This window comes from Brevundimonas sp. (assembly GCF_029946145.1).
GTDB lineage: Bacteria > Pseudomonadota > Alphaproteobacteria > Caulobacterales > Caulobacteraceae > Brevundimonas.
In genome coordinates this window covers 25,788-41,565 of sequence record NZ_JAQSDY010000026.1, presented here as the reverse complement: position 1 = coordinate 41,565, position 15,778 = coordinate 25,788, and the positions used below count along the sequence as shown (strand labels likewise).

Genomic DNA, 15,778 nt, shown 5'->3' with positions numbered 1-15,778 from the left:
GAGCGGAGACGAGTCGATACCCGGGCCTCCTTCACCTTTGCCGTCGGCCCCGCTAGGGTCCGCCGGCATGCGAATTCAGCCCTCCGACCAGCTCGCGCTCGACCATGTCGCGGCGCGCGAAGCCGCCATCGTCGGCAGGGCCGTCGAATGGGCCGGCGTCAACTCGGGCAGCCGTAACGCCGTGGGTCTGGCCCTGATGCTGGATCGGCTCGAGACGGAAGCCGCCCGTCTGCCCGCCACGGTCGAACGAATCGCCACCCAGGCTTCGACCTCGGTCGGCGACGACGGCGCGGTGCGGACCGAAGCCCACGCCGACGCCCTGAAGATCACCGCCCGGCCCGAGGCGCCGATCCAGGTCGTCCTGACCGGCCACTACGACACCGTCTTCCCCGTCGACAGCGGCTTCCAGACCGTCTCGACCCGTCCGGACGGCGCGCTGAACGGACCGGGCATCGCCGACATGAAGGGCGGGATCAGCGTCATGCTGGCGGCTCTGGAAGCCTTCGAGACCTGCCCCGACCGGGAGCGCGTCGGCTGGACCGTCCTGCTGTCCCCGGACGAGGAGATCGGCTCTCCTGCCTCGGCGCCGTTGCTGGCGGACCTCGGCGCGCGCGGCCACATCGGCATGACCTACGAACCCGCCCTCGCCGACGGCACGCTGGCCGGGGCGCGCAAGGGCAGCGGCAACTATCATCTGATCGTGTCGGGCAAGGCGGCCCATGCCGGCCGCGCCTTCCACGAGGGCGCCAACGCCGTCGCCGGGGCCGCAATCCTCGCCGCCGGCCTGCACGCCCTGAACGGTCGGCGCGACGGCGTCACTGTCAATGTCGCGAAGATATCCGGCGGCGGGGCCCTCAACGTGGTCGCCGACAACGCCGTGGTCCGCTTCAACGTCCGCGTTCCCGACAAGGCCGCCTCGGACTGGATCGAGGCCGCGATTCGCGAGATCATCGCCGACCTCCCCTTCCCCGGACTAACCGTGCATCTGCACGGCGGCATGACCCGCGCGCCCAAGCCGATGGACGCGTCCCAGACGGCCCTGTTCGAGGCCGTGCGCGATACGGGCGCCCTGCTGGGCCAGACCGTGGCCTGGAAGCCGTCGGGCGGGGTCTGCGAGGGCAACAACCTGCACGCCGCCGGCCTGCCCAATGTCGACACGCTCGGCGTCCTCGGCGGCGACATCCATTCGGATCAGGAGTTCGCCTGGCCCGCCAGCTTCGTCGAACGCGCCCGGCTCAGCGCCCTGATACTGTGCAAGATCGCCTCGGGCGAGATTGACGCCCTGAAGCTGAAATCCCTGCGTCTGGAGACGATGTAACCCCATGCTCGTCGTCCGACCCGCCGCGCCCGCCGACCTCGACCACCTGCTGGAGCTCGCCATCCTCAGCGGCCCGGGCTTCACCAGCCTGCCCGAGGATCCGGACCAGCTGGCGGAACGGCTGGATGTCAGCCGTGACAGTTTCACGGGCAAGCTCGCGCCGGCGGATCGCTGGTACACATTGATGCTCGAGGAAACCGAGACCGGCGACGTCGACGGCATCGGCTCGGTCAAGGCGGCGGTCGGCCTGAACCGGCCCTTCTTCTCGTTCCGCGTGGTGACCAACACCCAGTCGTCGCCTTCTCTGGGCATCAAGCTCGAACAGAGGACGCTGGTGCTGGTCAATGAATGCACCGGCTGGAGCGAGGTCGGCTCGCTGTTCCTCAAGGCCGACCGGCGCAAGGGCGGCGCGGGCCGCCTGCTCAGCCAGTCGCGTTACATGCTGATCGGCGCCCAGCCGGAGCTGTTCAACGAGAACGTCCTGGCCGAGCTGCGTGGCGTCTTCACCCCCGATGGGGCCTGCCCGTTCTGGGACCATGTGGCGCACAAATTCTTCCCCATGGAGTTCGACGAGGCCGACCGCATGACCGGCTCGACGGACAAGCAGTTCATCCTCGACCTCGCCCCGCGTCATCCGATCTACATCGACCTCCTGCCCGAACCGGCGCGCGCCGTGATTGGCAAGGTCCATCCGCAGGGCGTGCCCGCGATGGCCCTGCTGGAGAGCGAGGGCTTCCGGCCCAACGGCCTGATCGACATCTTCGACGCCGGCCCCACGGTCGCCTGCGGTCGCGACAACATCCGCACCGTCCGCGACGCCCGCCGCCTGACCGTCGCCGTCGCCGCCGAGGTCGAGGCCGAACTGCCCGCCCTGATCTCGACCGACAGCGTCTCCGACTTCCGCGCCGTCCGCCAGCGCGCCCTTATCGAGGGCGACACCGCCACCCTGACCGCCGAAACCGCCGACGCCCTCAGGGTGCGGGCGGGGGATACGGTGCGGGTCAAGACCTGAGCCCATGACCATGATCCCGTTCAAATCCATCGACCCCGCCACCGGCGACACCGTCTGGGAGGGCGCCGCCGCCTCGCCCGCCGAAGTTCAGGCCGCCGCCGACCGCGCCCGCGCCGCCTTCCCCGACTGGGCCGACCGCCCGCGCCAGGACCGCATCGATGCGGTGAAACGCTACCAGGCCGTCCTCAAGGATCGCGCGCCGCGGATGGCCGAGGCCATCAGCCGCGAGACCGGCAAGGCCCTGTGGGAGACCACGGCGGAGCTGGCCGCGATGGCCGGCAAGGTCGACATCTCGATCCGCGCCTATGACGAGCGCACCGGCGAGCGGACGGCCGACACCGCCTTCGGCCACGCGACCCTTCGCCACCGCCCGCACGGGGTCGCGGCTGTGCTGGGGCCGTTCAACTTCCCCGGCCACCTGCCCAACGGCCACATCGTCCCCGCCCTGCTGGCCGGCGACACCGTGGTGTTCAAGCCGTCGGAAGAGACGCCCCTGACCGGCCAGCTGATGGCCGAGGCCTTCGCCGAGGCCGACCTGCCCGACGGCGTGGTCAATGTCGTCCAGGGCGGGCGGGACACGGGCGCCGCCCTGCTGGACGCGGGCATCGACGCCCTGATGTTCACCGGCTCGGGCGCGGCCGGCGCCCATTTCCGGCGCAAATTCGCCGACGACCCGCACGTCATCCTGGCGCTGGAGCTGGGCGGCAACAATCCGCTGGTCGTGTGGGACGCACGTGACGCAGAGGCCGTCGCCGGCATCGTGGTCCAGTCCGCCTTCGTCACCACGGGCCAGCGCTGCTCCTGCGCGCGCCGCCTGATCGTGCCCGAGGGCCCCCGGGGCGACGCCATCGTCGAGGCCGTCGCCGCCTTCGTCGATCGCCTGATCTTCGCGCCCTGGAACTCCACGCCCGAACCCTACGCCGGCCCCCTGATCTCACAGAAGGCCGCCGAGGCCGCGCTGCAGGCGCTGCAGGACCGGATCGCCATGGGTGCGAAGGTCATCCGCGCCTCAGGCCCCGTCGACAACCTGCCCGGCGCCTTCGTCCGGCCGGCCATCATCGACGTCACCGGCGTGGCGGTTCCGGATGAGGAGATGTTCGCCCCCTTCCTGTCCGTCACCCGGGTCGCCAGCTTCGACGCCGCCATCGCCGAGGCCAACGCCACCCGTTACGGCCTGTCCGCCGGTCTGGTGAGCGACGACCCCGCCAACTGGGACCGCTTCATCCGCCGCATCCGCGCCGGCGTGGTCAATTTCAACCGCCCGACCACCGGCGCCGCCGGCGACATGCCCTTCGGCGGCCTCGGCGCCAGCGGCAATCACCGGCCCAGCGCGTACTACGCCGCCGACTACTGCGCCTATCCGGTGGCCAGTTTCGAGGCCGGCGCGGTCAAGAACATCGAGAGTGAGATCAAGGGCTTGAGACCGTGACATCCGCTGTCGAAGCCAACGCCGACGGACTGATCGGTCCGACGCACTCCTACGCCGGCCTGTCGCCGGGCAACCTCGCCTCCAGCCTGAACGCCGGAGAAGCTTCCAACCCCCGCGCCGCCGTCCTGCAGGGTCTCGACAAGATGAAGCGGCTGGCCGACCTCGGCCTGCCCCAGTTCGTCCTGCCGCCGCATGAGCGGCCCGACATCCCCTTCCTGCGCACGCTCGGCTTCAGCGGCTCCGACGCCGCCGTTCTGGAAGCCGCGTGGAAGACCGCGCCGTCCTTCGCCGCCGCCGCGTGCTCGGCCTCGCCCATGTGGGCCGCCAACGCCGCCACGGTGACGCCATCCGCCGACGCCGCCGATGGCCGGGTCCATTTCACCCCCGCCAATCTGGTGACCAACCTGCACCGCTCGCTGGAGCACCAGCAGACGAAGCGCGCGCTGGACGCCCTCTTCCCGGACCCCGCCCGATTCGCCGTCCACGACGCCCTGCCCTCGGTCGGCCACCTCGCCGACGAGGGCGCGGCCAACCACGTCCGCCTGTGCGCCGACCACGGCGCGCCCGGCGTCAACATCCTCGTCTGGGGCCGCGAGGCGTATGAGCCGTGGTCCGGCGCCTACCCCGCCCGCCAGACGCGCGAAGCCTCCGAAGCCCTCGCCCGCCGACACGTCGCCGCCCGGCCCGTCTTCCCGCGCCAGTCGAAGGCCGCCATCGCCGGCGGGACCTTCCACAACGACGTCGTCTGCGTCGGCGCGCTGGAGACCCTCTTCTTCCACGAGCTCGCCTTCGAGGACACGGAGGCGACGAAGGCTTCGGTCCGCGCCGCCGCCCTGGGCCTGTTCGAACCGGTCTTCATCGAGGTGTCGTCCGCCGACCTGCCGCTGGCCGACGCCATCTCCAGCTATCTGTTCAACTCCATGCTGGTGCGGATCCCGGGCGAGGATCGCCTGACCCTGATCTGCCCGACCGAGACCCGCGACAACCCGCGCAGCCACGCCGTCGCCGAACGGCTCGCCACCTCCAACGGACCCATCGGCAAGATCGAATACGTCGACGTGCGCCAGTCGATGCGCAACGGCGGCGGCCCGGCCTGTCTGCGTCTGCGCGTGGTCCTGACCGAGGCCGAACTGGCCGCGACCAACCCCGCCATGCGGCTGACCGACGATCTGCATTCGCGACTGTCGGCCTGGGCCGCGGCCCACTATCGCGACCACCTGGCCCCCGCCGATCTGGCCGACCCGTTCCTGCTGGACGAGAGCCGCTCCGCCCTCGACGAACTGACCGGCCTGCTCGGCCTCGGCGGCGGCTTCTATCCGTTCCAGCGGAGCTGAATCGCATGCCCGTAATCCTGCGCAGGGCCATCGAGGCGGATGCCGGGGAGCTTCTGACGCTGCAGCGGGCCGCCTATGTGACCACGGCCCAATTGTACCGCGATCCGTTCCTGCCGCCCCTTCTGGAAACCCTTCAGCAGGTCGCCGAAGCCATCCGGTCGGAGATCGTTCTGGCGGCGGTCGACGGACACCGTATCGTGGGTTCCGCACGGGTCCGCATCGAAGGATCCGTGGGCCATATGGGGCGGCTGGTGGTTGCGCCGGATCGAGAGGGTGCGAGGCTCGGCGTCCGGTTGATCAAGGCGGTACAGGACCATGCGCCGCCCTCGGTGCGGCGTTTCGAGCTCTTCACCGGCGCCCTGAGCACGCGCCATATCGCCCTGTACTGGCTTCTCGGGTTCGAGGAGTTTGATCGGCGATGCTCGGACGAGGGTATCGAACTCGTCTATATGGGCCGCGACCGGACATAGGCCGGGACGCAAGGCGTTCAGGAGCGAGACCCGTGGCCGATTTCACCCACCGCGTCGCGACCGAGGCCGATATTCCGGCGCTCGTCGCCCTGATGGACCGCTCCATCTCCGGCCCGCTCGCCGCCTTTCTGACGCCGGAGCAGATCGCCGCCAGCCGCAAGCTGATGGGACTGGACAGCCAGCTTCTGACCGACCGCACCTGGTTCATCGTCGAGGTCGACGGCGTCCTGGCCGGATGCGGCGGCTGGAGCCGGCGCATCACCACCTACGGCGGCGACCATTCGCCCGGCCGCGAGCCCGCCCTGCTGCATCCCGGAACCGACGCCGCCCGCATCCGCGCCATGTACACGGCGCCAGAGTTCGTTCGTCGGGGGATCGGCCGGCTGATCCTGCAGGTCTGCGAGGACGCCGCCCGCGCCGAGGGCTACGACCGCATCGAGCTGGTCGCCACCCTGGGGGGCGAGCCTCTCTATCTCGCCAACGGCTATCGCGAGATCGAACGCTTCGACGACGACCGCGGGGGCGCGGCTGTGCCTCTGGTCCGAATGGGCAAACCGCTGGATGATGCGCCGCGTTGAGGGGAGCTTGCCGTGCAGAATTCCAACCCATGGCTGCTGATCGGCGGCGCGCTCAGCGCCGCGGCCTCGCTGGCCCATCTGGCCGTCATCGTCGGCGGGCCGCGCTGGTACGCCGCCTTCGGCGCCGGCAAGCGCATGGTCCGGCTGGCTGAGCAGGGCGCGCCCTCGGCGACCCTGATCACCCTAGGAATCGCCGCCGTGCTCGCCGTCTGGGCGGCCTATGCCTTCTCAGGCGCGGGCCTGTTGCCGCGCCTGCCCCTGCTCCGGCTCGGTCTGGTCGCGATCAGCGCCGTCTACCTGATCCGCGCCCTCGTCTTCGTACCTGCGGTCATGCTCCAGACGGGTCAGGCCGGGACCTTCGCCTGGGTCAGTTCGGCGATCGTCCTGGTGTTCGGCCTCGCCTACGCCATCGGAACCTGGACGACCTGGGGGACCCTGCGATGACCCCCGCCCGCCGCCTGCGCAACATCATCGGCGGTTCGGCCGGCAATCTGGTCGAATGGTTCGACTGGTTCGCCTACGCCGCCTTCACGGTCTACTTCGCCCCGGTCTTCTTCCCCAAGGGCGATTCCACCGCCCAGCTGCTCAGCACCGCCGCCATCTTCGCCGTCGGCTTCTTCATGCGGCCCGTCGGGGCTTGGGTCATGGGAGTCTATTCCGACCGCAAGGGCCGCAAGGCCGGCCTGACCCTGTCGGTGACCCTGATGTGCACCGGCAGCCTGATCATCGGCCTGACCCCCGGTTATTCAGCGATCGGCGTCGCCGCCCCGGCCCTGCTGCTGTTCGCCCGCCTGCTTCAGGGTCTCAGCGTAGGCGGCGAATACGGATCGTCGGCTACCTATCTGTCCGAGATGGCCACGGCCAAGCATCGCGGCTTCTGGTCCAGCTTCCAGTACGTCACCCTGATCTCGGGCCAGCTGCTGGCCCTGCTGCTGCTCATCCTGCTGCAGAACACCCTGAGCGAGGCCGATCTGGCGGCCTGGGGCTGGCGCATCCCCTTCTTCGTCGGGGCCGCCCTGGCGGTGGTCGTCTTCTGGCTGCGGCGCCGGCTGGACGAGACCTCGGCCTTCATCGCTTCCGACGCCGGCGAGGCGCCGAAGTCCAGCGCCCTTCTGCTGATCATGAAGCATCCGCGCGAGGCCCTGCTGGTGCTGGGTCTGACTGCCGGCGGCACGCTCGCCTTCTACACCTACACCACCTACCTGCAGAAATTCCTCGTCAACACGACGGGCTTTTCGAAGGACACGGCGACCCAGATCAGCGCCGCCGCCCTGTTCGTATTCATGCTGCTCCAGCCCGCGGTCGGGGCCCTGTCCGATCGTATCGGCCGCAAGCCGGTGATGATCGCCTTCGGGGTTTCGGGCGTGCTGCTGACCGTGCCGATCATGTCGGCCCTGGCCACGACCGACAGCCCCTTCATCGCCTTCCTTCTGGCCATGGTCTCGCTGGTGATCGTCAGCGGCTACACCGCCATCAACGCCGTGGTGAAGGCCGAGCTGTTCCCGGCCCACATCCGCGCCCTCGGCGTCGCCCTGCCCTACGCCATCGCCAACGCGGTCTTCGGGGGCACGGCCGAGTATGTGGCCCTGTGGTTCAAGTCGAACGGGATCGAGAGCGCCTTCTTCTGGTACGTCACCGGCATGATCGGCGTGTCCCTGCTGGTCTATCTGTTCATGCGCGACACCAGACACCGCAGCCTGATCGTCCATGAGGATTGATCAGACCGGCGACCTGAGCCGCTCCAGGGCCTGCGGATAGCGGCGCGACAGCGGCGCCTCGACCGGACCGAGTTCGACGGTCCAGTCCCCCGACCCATCGGGTCGCAGACCGGTGACGCGGCCCGCATTGACCAGCCACGACCGGTGCGCCCGGACGAAGCCGAACCGTTCCAGCTCCACCTCTATGGCCGCGAGCGTCGCGCGCATCAGCGGGCGACGTCCGTCCGCCAGCCAGAACTCGACATAGTTGCCGGCCGAGGACACTGCGACGATGTCCGGCAGCGCCGCGCGGATGATGCGGGCGCCGTCGCGAATGTCGAAACTCACCGGCCGCACCGGCTCGTCACGCCGCCGACGCAGATAGCCGATCAGCCAGAAGGTCGCGACATAGGTGGCGTAGCTGATCAGGTCCTTGCGCAGCTCGTAGATGAACCGGTCGCCGAACTTATAAGGGCCCGCGTCCACAAGATCGTAGGCGACCGTGCGCAGCAGGACGAAGCCGGCCACATGCAGCGCCGAAAAGGCCAGCAGGGCCACGAGATGAATCAGCAGGAATCGCGCCTTGGGCCGCCAGCCCTCGGCCGCCGCCTCATCGGGCGGCGCCAGGGCCGTGGCCAGCCAGGGAACCGGCATCGCCAACATGATGGCGACCGCGCTGCTGATCTCCCAGACCCACGGCTCCCACGGTGCGATGTGAGGCATGTCGCTGAGGTTGGTCAGGGCGTTCACGGAAATCACGATCGCCGTCACGGGTGCGATGACCAGCCAGGCCGTGCGCAGATCGCGACCATCCAGGGGCGCCCGAAACCATCCGCCCGTCACAGGGTTCGCGCCGGTCGTCACAGCCTGCGTGACCGCGCCCCGCCGGTCGGTCCGCCCGTCCCCGTACGGTTGCCCGGCGCCCGCTCCGGATGGGACCCCGGGGGACCGTTCATCGCTCATGAGAAACCGCCATGTCGTCCGCACCGCTCCCCGACGCCGCCTCGGGCGCCGTCCGCCGATATGACCTCGACTGGATCCGGGTCGGGGCCTTCTTCCTTCTCATCCTCTACCACGTGGGCATGCTCTACGTGTCCTGGGACTTCCATGTGAAGAGCCCGCGCATCGTCGAGGCGGTCCAGCCGTTCATGATGATTACCAGCCCCTGGCGGCTGACCCTGCTGTTCGTGGTTTCAGGAGCGGCGACCCGGTTCATGGTGGACGGCTTTGAAGCTGCTGGCGGCCGGGCCGGCCGACGGTTGGCGGGGTCGCGGATCCTGCGGCTTCTGCCCGCCCTTCTGTTCGGCATGTTCGTGATCGTTCCGCCCCAGAGCTATTATGAGGTCTTCCAGGCCGCGCAGGGACTGGGCGTCGCGGACCCGGCGCATTCTCCGTGGCTGCAGGACTTCTGGGTCAAATACGCCACCGCTTCCGGGGGCTGGTGCGACGCCGACGGTTGCCTGACCACCCCGACCTGGAACCATCTGTGGTTCATCGCCTACCTCCTACCCTACGGCCTGCTCATCGCGGCCCTCGTCGGGCTTCCGGGAAAGCCGCTGGACGTCGTGAGCCGCTGGATCCAGCGGGCCTGCGCCGGCTGGGGCCTGCTGATCTGGCCGATCCTCTGGTTCGCCGTGCTGCGTTTCACCCTCGCGCCGATCTTCGAGGTCACCCACGCCTTCTGGGGCGACTGGTACAATCACGCCCTGTCGTTCGGCGCCTATCTGTTCGGCTTCCTGATCGCGCGGTCGGAAGTGTTGAAGGCGAACTTCGTGCGGCTGCGCCGACCCGCGGCCATCCTGGCGGTGCTCAGCTGGGCGGCGTGGGCGACCTATGCATTGATCTATCGCGCCGACGACGCGATGCCGCCCGAGACGCTGCGCCACGCGATGCGGGTCGTCTACGCGATCGACCAGTGGGCCTGGATCGCCGTCATCCTCGGCTACGGCGCGCGGTATCTGAACCACGGCGGGCCGGTGCTGCGGTATCTGAGCGTTGGAGTCTTCCCGTTCTACATCGTGCACCAGACGGTGATCATCCTGGCCGCCTGGTATCTGATGCCGCTGAACCTGCCGCTGCCAATCGAGGCCGGGCTGGTGATCACGGCGACCTTCGCCGCCTGTTTCGCGGCCTATGAGATCGCCCGGCGGTCAGGATGGCTGGGCCTGCTGCTCGGCGTCAAGCCGCAGCCGCGGAAGGCGCCCGTTCAGGCCGCGAACCGCCCGCCCTTGCCCGCATAGGCCTGGGTGCCGCGGGTGAAGACCCGGTCGGTCGGCAGAATGGCGTCGATGGCTATGTCATCGGCGCCCTTCAGCCGGTCGTAGATGGGGCCGAAATCCTTCAGCGTCTCGGCCTTCAGCTGCTCGATGGAGTCGATAACGAAATAGACCTGCTGGAAGTCGTCGATCCGGTACAGGGTTCGCATCACCCGCTCCAGATCGAAGCCCAGCCGGTTCGGCGACGGGTCCTCCAGCGAGAATACGCTCTCGGTCGCCGACGAGACGATCCCGGCGCCGTAAATGCGCAGTCCGCCCGGATCCTGCATCAGGCCGAACTCGACCGTGTACCAGTACAGCCGCGCCAGGTTCTGCAGCATGCCCAGCGAGGCCGCCCGCTGCCCGCCCTTGCCATAGGCCTCCATATAGGCGGCGAAGTCCGGATCGCTGAGCATCGGCACATGGCCGAAGACGTCATGGAAGATGTCCGGCTCCTGCAGATAGTCCAGCTGGTCAGGTTTGCGGATGAATTGCCCCGAGGGGAAACGGCGGTTGGCCAGATGGTCGAAGAAGACCTCGTCCGGCACCAGACCGGGCACGCAGACCACGGTCCAGCCCGTCAGGGCCTGCAGCTTGGGGTTCATCACCGCGAAATCAGGAATTCCGCCGGTGTTCAGATCCAGCGCCGTCAGCCCTTTCAGAAAGACGTCGGCGGCGCGGCCGGGCAGGATCTTCATCTGCCGGGCGTACAGGGTGTCCCAGGTCCGGTGCTCGCCCGCGGTATAGGACGCCCAGTCCTGCGGAATGGTCCAGTCAGCGGCCGCGCCTTCGGGCGGCTTGTCGAACACATGCTCGAAGTCTGACATGGACGTCTCCTGCAACCTGCGGGCTCTGACTGGCCCTTGTCGCCAATCTAGGGCCGTCGCGACGTCCACGCCAGCCGTCGTCAGTGAATGGCGTGCGCCAGGGGCGCGTGCCGGCCCTCGAAGTCGACGGTGAACCAGCGCTTTTCCGCCTCCCGGGTCAGGGCCGACAGCTCGGGATCATGCTCCAGCGCGGTCTCCGCCGCATAGGCGATAAAGCCGCCGTCCGGCCCGATGGCCAGCACCTGATAGAAGGGCTGATCCGGCGTCACCTCGCCCGTCTCGGCCGGATCGCCGGCATAGCTGGGGTCGATGTCGATCACGACGCCGCGGAAGGCGGCATCCCGATGGCGGACGATCTGGCCGAGGCCGAATTTCGCGACAGTTTGACGGGTCATGGCCGCAGAATGCCGGTCCGAACCTGAGCCTCATGACCGTCGCCCCGTTCATTTTCGCGTCACCTGCGCTTGGCGACCGCCGTCCTCCGGTCCAAGGTGTGCGGGACGGGCGCCGTATCGGACCGCCCACCTTGAAAGTTCGGCCCATGCCGGAGACCGACGGCGCGCCCCGGCGTGACGAGCGGTCCCAGTCCCGAAAGCCTGATCGACAGCGCGCCCCGGGCGGCGCCGTCGGCGGATCCGGGACGTCAGGTCGCGAGGCGCCCCTGTATGGCGCGCTCGATCTGGGGACCAACAACTGCCGGCTGCTGATCGCAAAGCCGGCGCGCGACGGCTTTCGCGTCGTCGATTCCTTCAGCCGCATCGTCCGCCTGGGCGAAGGCCTGTCCCGCACGGGCCGGCTCGATGACGGGGCCATGGACCGCGCCTATGAAGCCCTGGTCCTGTGCGGCGAGCGCATCGCGAAAAAGGGCGTCAACTCCTCCCGGCTGATGGCGGTGGCGACCCAGGCCTGCCGCCAGGCCGACAACGGCGAGGCCTTCATCGAACGGGTCCGGCTGGGCACCGGACTCAAACTCCGGATCATCGACCCGGTCGAGGAAGCGCGGCTGGCGGTCGAAGGCTGCCTCAACCTGTTCGACCATTCGGCCGAGGCCGTCCTCGTCGTGGATGTCGGCGGCGGATCGACCGAACTCAGCTGGCTGAGGCGCGAGGGCCGCGCGGACTTCGTGCTCGAGGGCTGGATGTCCGCACCTGTGGGCGTCGTCACCCTGGCCGAACGCCACCCGGAGCCCGGGACGGGACTGGATCTCTGGTACGAAGCCATGGTCGCGGACATGGGCCAGGCCCTCGCCGCCGCGCCGGTGGGCCCGGCGTTGCGGGACATCTTCACGGGCGGGCGCGGCCACATGATCGGAACGTCCGGCGCGATCACCAGCCTGGCCGGAATCCACCTCGGCCTGCGCCGCTATCAGCGAAACCTGGTGGACGGCCTCTGGATGACCAGCGGCGACTGTGAAAGAGCCGCGGCGAAGCTGATGGACCTGGGCCCCGCGGGCCGGGCGGCGGAATCCTGCATCGGACCCGATCGCGCCGACCTGGTGCTCGCCGGCGCCGCCATCATGGAGGCCGTCCAGCGCGCCTGGCCGTCCGAACGCGTCCGCGTCGCGGATCGCGGCCTGAGGGAAGGCCTGCTGCTGCAACAGATGCGCGCCGCCCGGACGCCCGGACGCCGCCGTCGGCGCGGGCGAGGCCAGGGCTCCCCGCCGCGGTCCGAAACTAGTTGACCACCTGAACCGGCAGGGTGACGTCGCAGACCGAGAAGTCCGCACCCCGCGCCGCCCGCGTCTCCTCCACCAGCGCCCGGAAGCGCGGCGAATCCGTCGCCAGCACCTGCACCGAGGGCCGTTCGGCCTCCGGAATATCGGCGGCGACGCGCACCCGTGTCATCCGGTCCGGCTGGGTCTGGGTCATCATCCCGTTGTCGCCGTCGCCGACCTGAAGCGAACGCACCACGTCCAGGCCCGAAACCGTCATGCCCCAGATGGTGTAGCGCTTGTCCAGCGCCGGATAGGCCTGCCGCATCAGGAAGAACTGGCTGTTGGCCGTGTCATTGCCCTCGTCCCGGGCCATGCCCGCGACGCCGGGGCAGTACAGACCCCATGCATGGACCTTGCCGTCGGCGGTCAGGGCGAAGGCGGAATCGGGCTGGGTCTGGACCGGCAGCGAATGGAAGAAGCCGACCCGCGCCCCGGCCGGCTCGGCCACGGCGGCGAAGGGCATCGTCGCCTCGCGGCGGAAGGTGAACTCGCCCTTCAGGTCGGGATAGGGGCTCTGGCCCTCGCCATTGCCCAGCGGATCGCCGGTCTGGGCCATGAACCAGTCGATGACGCGGTGCCACGGCACGCCGTCATAGAAGCCGCGGCGCGCCAGCAGCTTGATCCGCTCGACGTGCAGCGGCGCGACCTCGGGCGTCAGCTCGACGAGGATCCGGCCCTTGGTCGTATCGATGACCAGCAGGTTCTCGGCCGGCGTCGTGCGCCACTCGGGCGCCGCCACAACCGTTGCAGGGATGGGCGGCGGAGGCGGCGCGGGCGTGCCTCCCGCATCCTGGGCGTTCACCCCTCCGGCCGCCAGGGCAGCCAGGGCGGTCAGCGCCGCGAGGCCCGGAAACTGTCGCATCGTCTTCCCCCTCATCCTTGAATCAGCCGCCGGTCACTTCGGCCGGGGGCTGTATCTCGCAAACCGTGAACCGTGCGCCCAGCTCGACCCGCTTCTGCTCCACCATGGCCGCGAACGCCGGACTGCGCGGCGTCATCACCCGCACGGCCGGGCGTTGGCCCTCGGGCATGGTCGCCGCCGTGCGGGCGCGGGTCATGATGTCCGGATCGACGACCTGACCGTTGTTGGCCTCGACGCCAGCCTTCAGCGCCTTGACCACTTCCAGCCCCGCAACGACCCGTCCGAAGGGGGTGTACAGGCCGTTCAGACTGTCGTTGTTCCCCGTCATCAGGAAGAACTGGCTGTTGGCGCTGTTCGGGTCCTGGTTGCGGGCCATGCCCACGACGCCGGGGCAGAACAGGGCCTGGGCCGCGGTCTTGAAGTCGGCCGTGACCATCATCTGGGCGTCCGGCTGGGTGAAGATCGGCATGGAGCCGGCGACGCCCAGCAGCCCCGTCGGCGCGGCGACCAGGTTGACGAAACCCAGATCCCGTCCGCGCCTGAACTGGAACTCGCCCGGAATGTCCGGCAGTTCGCTGCCGCCGGCGCCCGTGCCGAGGGGATCGCCGGTCTGGGCCATGAAGCCCGGCAGCACTCGGTGGAATTTCAGCCCGTCATAGAAGCCCTGATCCGCCAGCGTGCGGACCCGCGCGACCGACAGCGGCGCGACCACGGGATCCAGCTCGACCAGGATGCGCCCCTTGGCCGTGTCGATGACCAGCAGGTTTTCCGGAGCGACGGTGCGCCAGTCGGCGGCGGGCGCCTGGGCCGTGACGGGCTGACCGGCGGCGAACAAGGCCATCGAAAACACGCCGATGGTTGCGATCCTGAGGTTCATTCTATCCCTTGACCTTGTCCCGGACCGCCTTGGCGATGGCCGGGCTGACGAAACTGTCGATCGCGCCGTCCAGACGGGCGATCTCCTTGACCAGCCGCGAGGCGATCGCCTGGTGCCGCGGGTCGGCCATCAGGAAGACCGTCTCGATGTCGGCATTGAGGCGCTGGTTCATCGCCGTCATCTGGAATTCGTATTCGAAGTCCGCGACGGCGCGCAGACCGCGCACGATGATGCTGGCGTCCAGTTGCTCGGCGAAATGCATCAGCAGGCTGGAAAAGGCCTGAACCTCGACCTTGTCGCCCAGATGGGCCACCTCGGCGCGCACCATCTCGACCCGCTCGTCCGTCGTGAACAGCGGACCCTTGTCGTCGTTGCGCGCCACCCCGATGACCAGTTTGTCGACCAGCTTCACGGCGCGGCCGATGATGTCCATATGCCCGTTGGTGACGGGATCGAACGTGCCCGGATACAGGCCGATGCGCATACAGTCCTCCCCGCTTTCCAGAGGTTTAGCAGCCGTCGCCGCCACAGCCTAGATCGGTTGAACGGGGTTCGAGGCCCAGGCGGCCTTGAGGCGGTCGATGATCGCGGGCGACGTGGCGAAGGCCTGATCGCCGATCGCGGTCACAGCACAGGCCGGCGTCGCGCTGTTGCAGATGAAGGCGGCGTCGAAACCGCCAAGGTCATCGACATGGACCGGCGCGGTCCGACCCGTGAAGCCGGACTGACCAAGGCCGCGCTGCACCAGCGCCTGGGCGACACCCGCCAGCATCGGCGCTTGTGGCCAGGTCACATCAGTCCCGGATATAAAACCGATATTCCAAAGACTTCCTTCTGACACTTGACCTTCGACATCCACGAACAGGGCGTCGTCAAAGCCGGCGGCGCGGGCAAGCCGGCGGGCGCGGATCAGGCCGAAGGTCGCGACGTGCTTCAGATGCGGCGTTTCCCGGGCATAGGTCTGGACCTGCACCCGCACGCTCTCGGCCAGCGGCGAAGGCGGCGGCGACGCAGCGATCATGACCTTGGGACGACCGCGCCAGTCCGGCGTTCGCGGCCCGATTTCAGGCGAGAACAGGCTGACCCGCAGCCAGCACGCCCCGCGTCCCGCCACCGCCGCCCGCATCAGCTCACGTAGACGCGCCTCGCCGACCGGCGCCCCGAAGAGTTCGACAGCCTCCGCCTCGAGTCGCGACAGGTGCAGGTCCAGCCCCCGCACCCCGCCCTCCTCCACCCGGAACGAGGTGTAGGCGCCGTAGTTGACCAGGGCGACATGAGTCAGGTCGTCCGCGGTGGCCGGTTGACCATCCACCCACAGTTCAGGTGCTGCTGACATCAAGAACTCCGCTCATCCCGGCGAAAGCCGGGACCCAGTGCTTTCGCGAGGCAGGCTGCATGGAATCGA

Annotated in this window: 17 protein-coding genes; 10 read left to right on the top strand and 7 right to left on the bottom strand. The window is 69.0% G+C overall.

Features of this window, described 5'->3' with window-relative positions; all coding sequences use genetic code 11:
• Positions 1–67 precede the first annotated feature (67 nt).
• From PSV23_RS11475 to PSV23_RS11440, 8 genes are read left to right on the top strand one after another with little or no spacing between them, the layout of a single operon-like run.
• Entirely contained in the window at positions 68–1,318 is a 1,251-nt protein-coding gene (locus tag PSV23_RS11475) for a hydrolase (RefSeq protein ID WP_300469047.1), read from the top strand.
• 4 nt (positions 1,319–1,322) lie between these two features.
• A complete protein-coding gene (locus tag PSV23_RS11470) occupies positions 1,323–2,330 on the top strand; it encodes an arginine N-succinyltransferase (RefSeq protein ID WP_300469045.1) in 1,008 nt (335 codons plus the stop codon).
• Positions 2,331–2,340: 10 nt separating this feature from the next.
• A complete protein-coding gene (gene astD, locus PSV23_RS11465) occupies positions 2,341–3,759 on the top strand; it encodes a succinylglutamate-semialdehyde dehydrogenase (protein ID WP_300469287.1) in 1,419 nt (472 codons plus the stop codon).
• Entirely contained in the window at positions 3,756–5,093 is a 1,338-nt protein-coding gene (gene astB, locus PSV23_RS11460) for an N-succinylarginine dihydrolase (protein ID WP_300469043.1), read from the top strand. Before astD ends, astB begins: the two co-directional genes overlap by 4 nt.
• A gap of 5 nt (positions 5,094–5,098) precedes the next feature.
• Positions 5,099–5,563, top strand: a complete 465-nt coding sequence (locus PSV23_RS11455; RefSeq protein WP_300469041.1) for a GNAT family N-acetyltransferase — start codon at positions 5,099–5,101, stop codon at positions 5,561–5,563.
• A gap of 32 nt (positions 5,564–5,595) precedes the next feature.
• The gene (locus tag PSV23_RS11450; RefSeq protein ID WP_366524241.1) at positions 5,596–6,141 is read left to right on the top strand and encodes a GNAT family N-acetyltransferase; all 546 of its coding nucleotides are present in this window, start codon (positions 5,596–5,598) and stop codon (positions 6,139–6,141) included.
• Positions 6,142–6,153: 12 nt separating this feature from the next.
• Complete coding sequence (locus tag PSV23_RS11445) at positions 6,154–6,585, top strand: hypothetical protein (RefSeq protein ID WP_300469039.1); 432 nt, start codon at positions 6,154–6,156, stop codon at positions 6,583–6,585.
• Entirely contained in the window at positions 6,582–7,859 is a 1,278-nt protein-coding gene (locus PSV23_RS11440; protein WP_300469037.1) for an MFS transporter, read from the top strand. Before PSV23_RS11445 ends, PSV23_RS11440 begins: the two co-directional genes overlap by 4 nt.
• Here PSV23_RS11440 and PSV23_RS11435 read toward each other — a convergent pair whose 3' ends face one another.
• Complete coding sequence (locus PSV23_RS11435; RefSeq protein WP_300469035.1) at positions 7,860–8,681, bottom strand: LytTR family DNA-binding domain-containing protein; 822 nt, start codon at positions 8,679–8,681, stop codon at positions 7,860–7,862.
• 131 nt (positions 8,682–8,812) lie between these two features.
• On the opposite strand from PSV23_RS11435, the gene PSV23_RS11430 reads away from it, so the two are divergent.
• Positions 8,813–10,078, top strand: coding sequence for an acyltransferase (locus PSV23_RS11430; RefSeq protein ID WP_300469033.1), 1,266 nt, complete (start codon positions 8,813–8,815; stop codon positions 10,076–10,078).
• Here PSV23_RS11430 and phhA read toward each other — a convergent pair.
• Positions 10,045–10,920 carry a phenylalanine 4-monooxygenase gene (gene phhA, locus PSV23_RS11425; protein WP_300469031.1) on the bottom strand — a complete coding sequence of 292 codons (876 nt, stop codon included), beginning with the start codon at positions 10,918–10,920 and terminating at the stop codon, positions 10,045–10,047. The genes PSV23_RS11430 and phhA overlap by 34 nt on opposite strands.
• Before the next feature lie 80 nt (positions 10,921–11,000).
• A complete protein-coding gene (gene hspQ, locus PSV23_RS11420; RefSeq protein ID WP_300469029.1) occupies positions 11,001–11,315 on the bottom strand; it encodes a heat shock protein HspQ in 315 nt (104 codons plus the stop codon).
• Positions 11,316–11,461: 146 nt separating this feature from the next.
• Here hspQ and PSV23_RS11415 point away from each other — a divergent pair, with 146 nt between their 5' ends.
• Positions 11,462–12,601 (top strand): Ppx/GppA phosphatase family protein, encoded by a 1,140-nt coding sequence (locus tag PSV23_RS11415; RefSeq protein ID WP_370461060.1) that lies wholly within the window; start codon positions 11,462–11,464, stop codon positions 12,599–12,601.
• Here PSV23_RS11415 and PSV23_RS11410 read toward each other — a convergent pair.
• The 4 genes from PSV23_RS11410 to PSV23_RS11395 are packed head-to-tail and all read right to left on the bottom strand — an operon-like array spanning position 12,594 to position 15,709.
• On the bottom strand, positions 12,594–13,496 hold the full coding sequence (locus PSV23_RS11410; protein WP_300469025.1) for a peptidylprolyl isomerase: 903 nt from the start codon (positions 13,494–13,496) through the stop codon (positions 12,594–12,596). The two genes, PSV23_RS11415 and PSV23_RS11410, sit on opposite strands and share 8 nt — an antisense overlap.
• 22 nt (positions 13,497–13,518) lie before the next feature.
• Positions 13,519–14,373: a peptidylprolyl isomerase gene (locus tag PSV23_RS11405; protein WP_300469023.1), complete on the bottom strand. Its 855-nt coding sequence runs from the start codon at positions 14,371–14,373 to the stop codon at positions 13,519–13,521.
• A gap of 1 nt (position 14,374) precedes the next feature.
• The gene (gene coaD, locus PSV23_RS11400) at positions 14,375–14,857 is read right to left on the bottom strand and encodes a pantetheine-phosphate adenylyltransferase (protein ID WP_300469021.1); all 483 of its coding nucleotides are present in this window, start codon (positions 14,855–14,857) and stop codon (positions 14,375–14,377) included.
• A 48-nt stretch (positions 14,858–14,905) separates the two neighbouring features.
• The gene (locus PSV23_RS11395; RefSeq protein ID WP_300469019.1) at positions 14,906–15,709 is read right to left on the bottom strand and encodes an aminotransferase class IV; all 804 of its coding nucleotides are present in this window, start codon (positions 15,707–15,709) and stop codon (positions 14,906–14,908) included.
• Positions 15,710–15,778 lie beyond the last annotated feature (69 nt).

Bases quoted from the DNA above. Each gene is read 5' to 3' on its own strand.
- PSV23_RS11475 (WP_300469047.1), top strand. From the start codon at position 68: ATGCGAATTCAGCCCTCCGACCAGCTCGCGCTCGACCATGTCGCGGCG.
- PSV23_RS11470 (WP_300469045.1), top strand. From the start codon at position 1,323: ATGCTCGTCGTCCGACCCGCCGCGCCCGCCGACCTCGACCACCTGCTG.
- astD (WP_300469287.1), top strand. From the start codon at position 2,341: ATGATCCCGTTCAAATCCATCGACCCCGCCACCGGCGACACCGTCTGG.
- PSV23_RS11455 (WP_300469041.1), top strand. From the start codon at position 5,099: ATGCCCGTAATCCTGCGCAGGGCCATCGAGGCGGATGCCGGGGAGCTT.
- PSV23_RS11440 (WP_300469037.1), top strand. From the start codon at position 6,582: ATGACCCCCGCCCGCCGCCTGCGCAACATCATCGGCGGTTCGGCCGGC.
- PSV23_RS11430 (WP_300469033.1), top strand. From the start codon at position 8,813: ATGTCGTCCGCACCGCTCCCCGACGCCGCCTCGGGCGCCGTCCGCCGA.
- phhA (WP_300469031.1), bottom strand. From the start codon at position 10,920: ATGTCAGACTTCGAGCATGTGTTCGACAAGCCGCCCGAAGGCGCGGCC.
- hspQ (WP_300469029.1), bottom strand. From the start codon at position 11,315: ATGACCCGTCAAACTGTCGCGAAATTCGGCCTCGGCCAGATCGTCCGC.
- PSV23_RS11415 (WP_370461060.1), top strand. From the start codon at position 11,462: ATGCCGGAGACCGACGGCGCGCCCCGGCGTGACGAGCGGTCCCAGTCC.
- PSV23_RS11410 (WP_300469025.1), bottom strand. From the start codon at position 13,496: ATGCGACAGTTTCCGGGCCTCGCGGCGCTGACCGCCCTGGCTGCCCTG.
- PSV23_RS11405 (WP_300469023.1), bottom strand. From the start codon at position 14,373: ATGAACCTCAGGATCGCAACCATCGGCGTGTTTTCGATGGCCTTGTTC.
- coaD (WP_300469021.1), bottom strand. From the start codon at position 14,857: ATGCGCATCGGCCTGTATCCGGGCACGTTCGATCCCGTCACCAACGGG.
- PSV23_RS11395 (WP_300469019.1), bottom strand. From the start codon at position 15,709: ATGTCAGCAGCACCTGAACTGTGGGTGGATGGTCAACCGGCCACCGCG.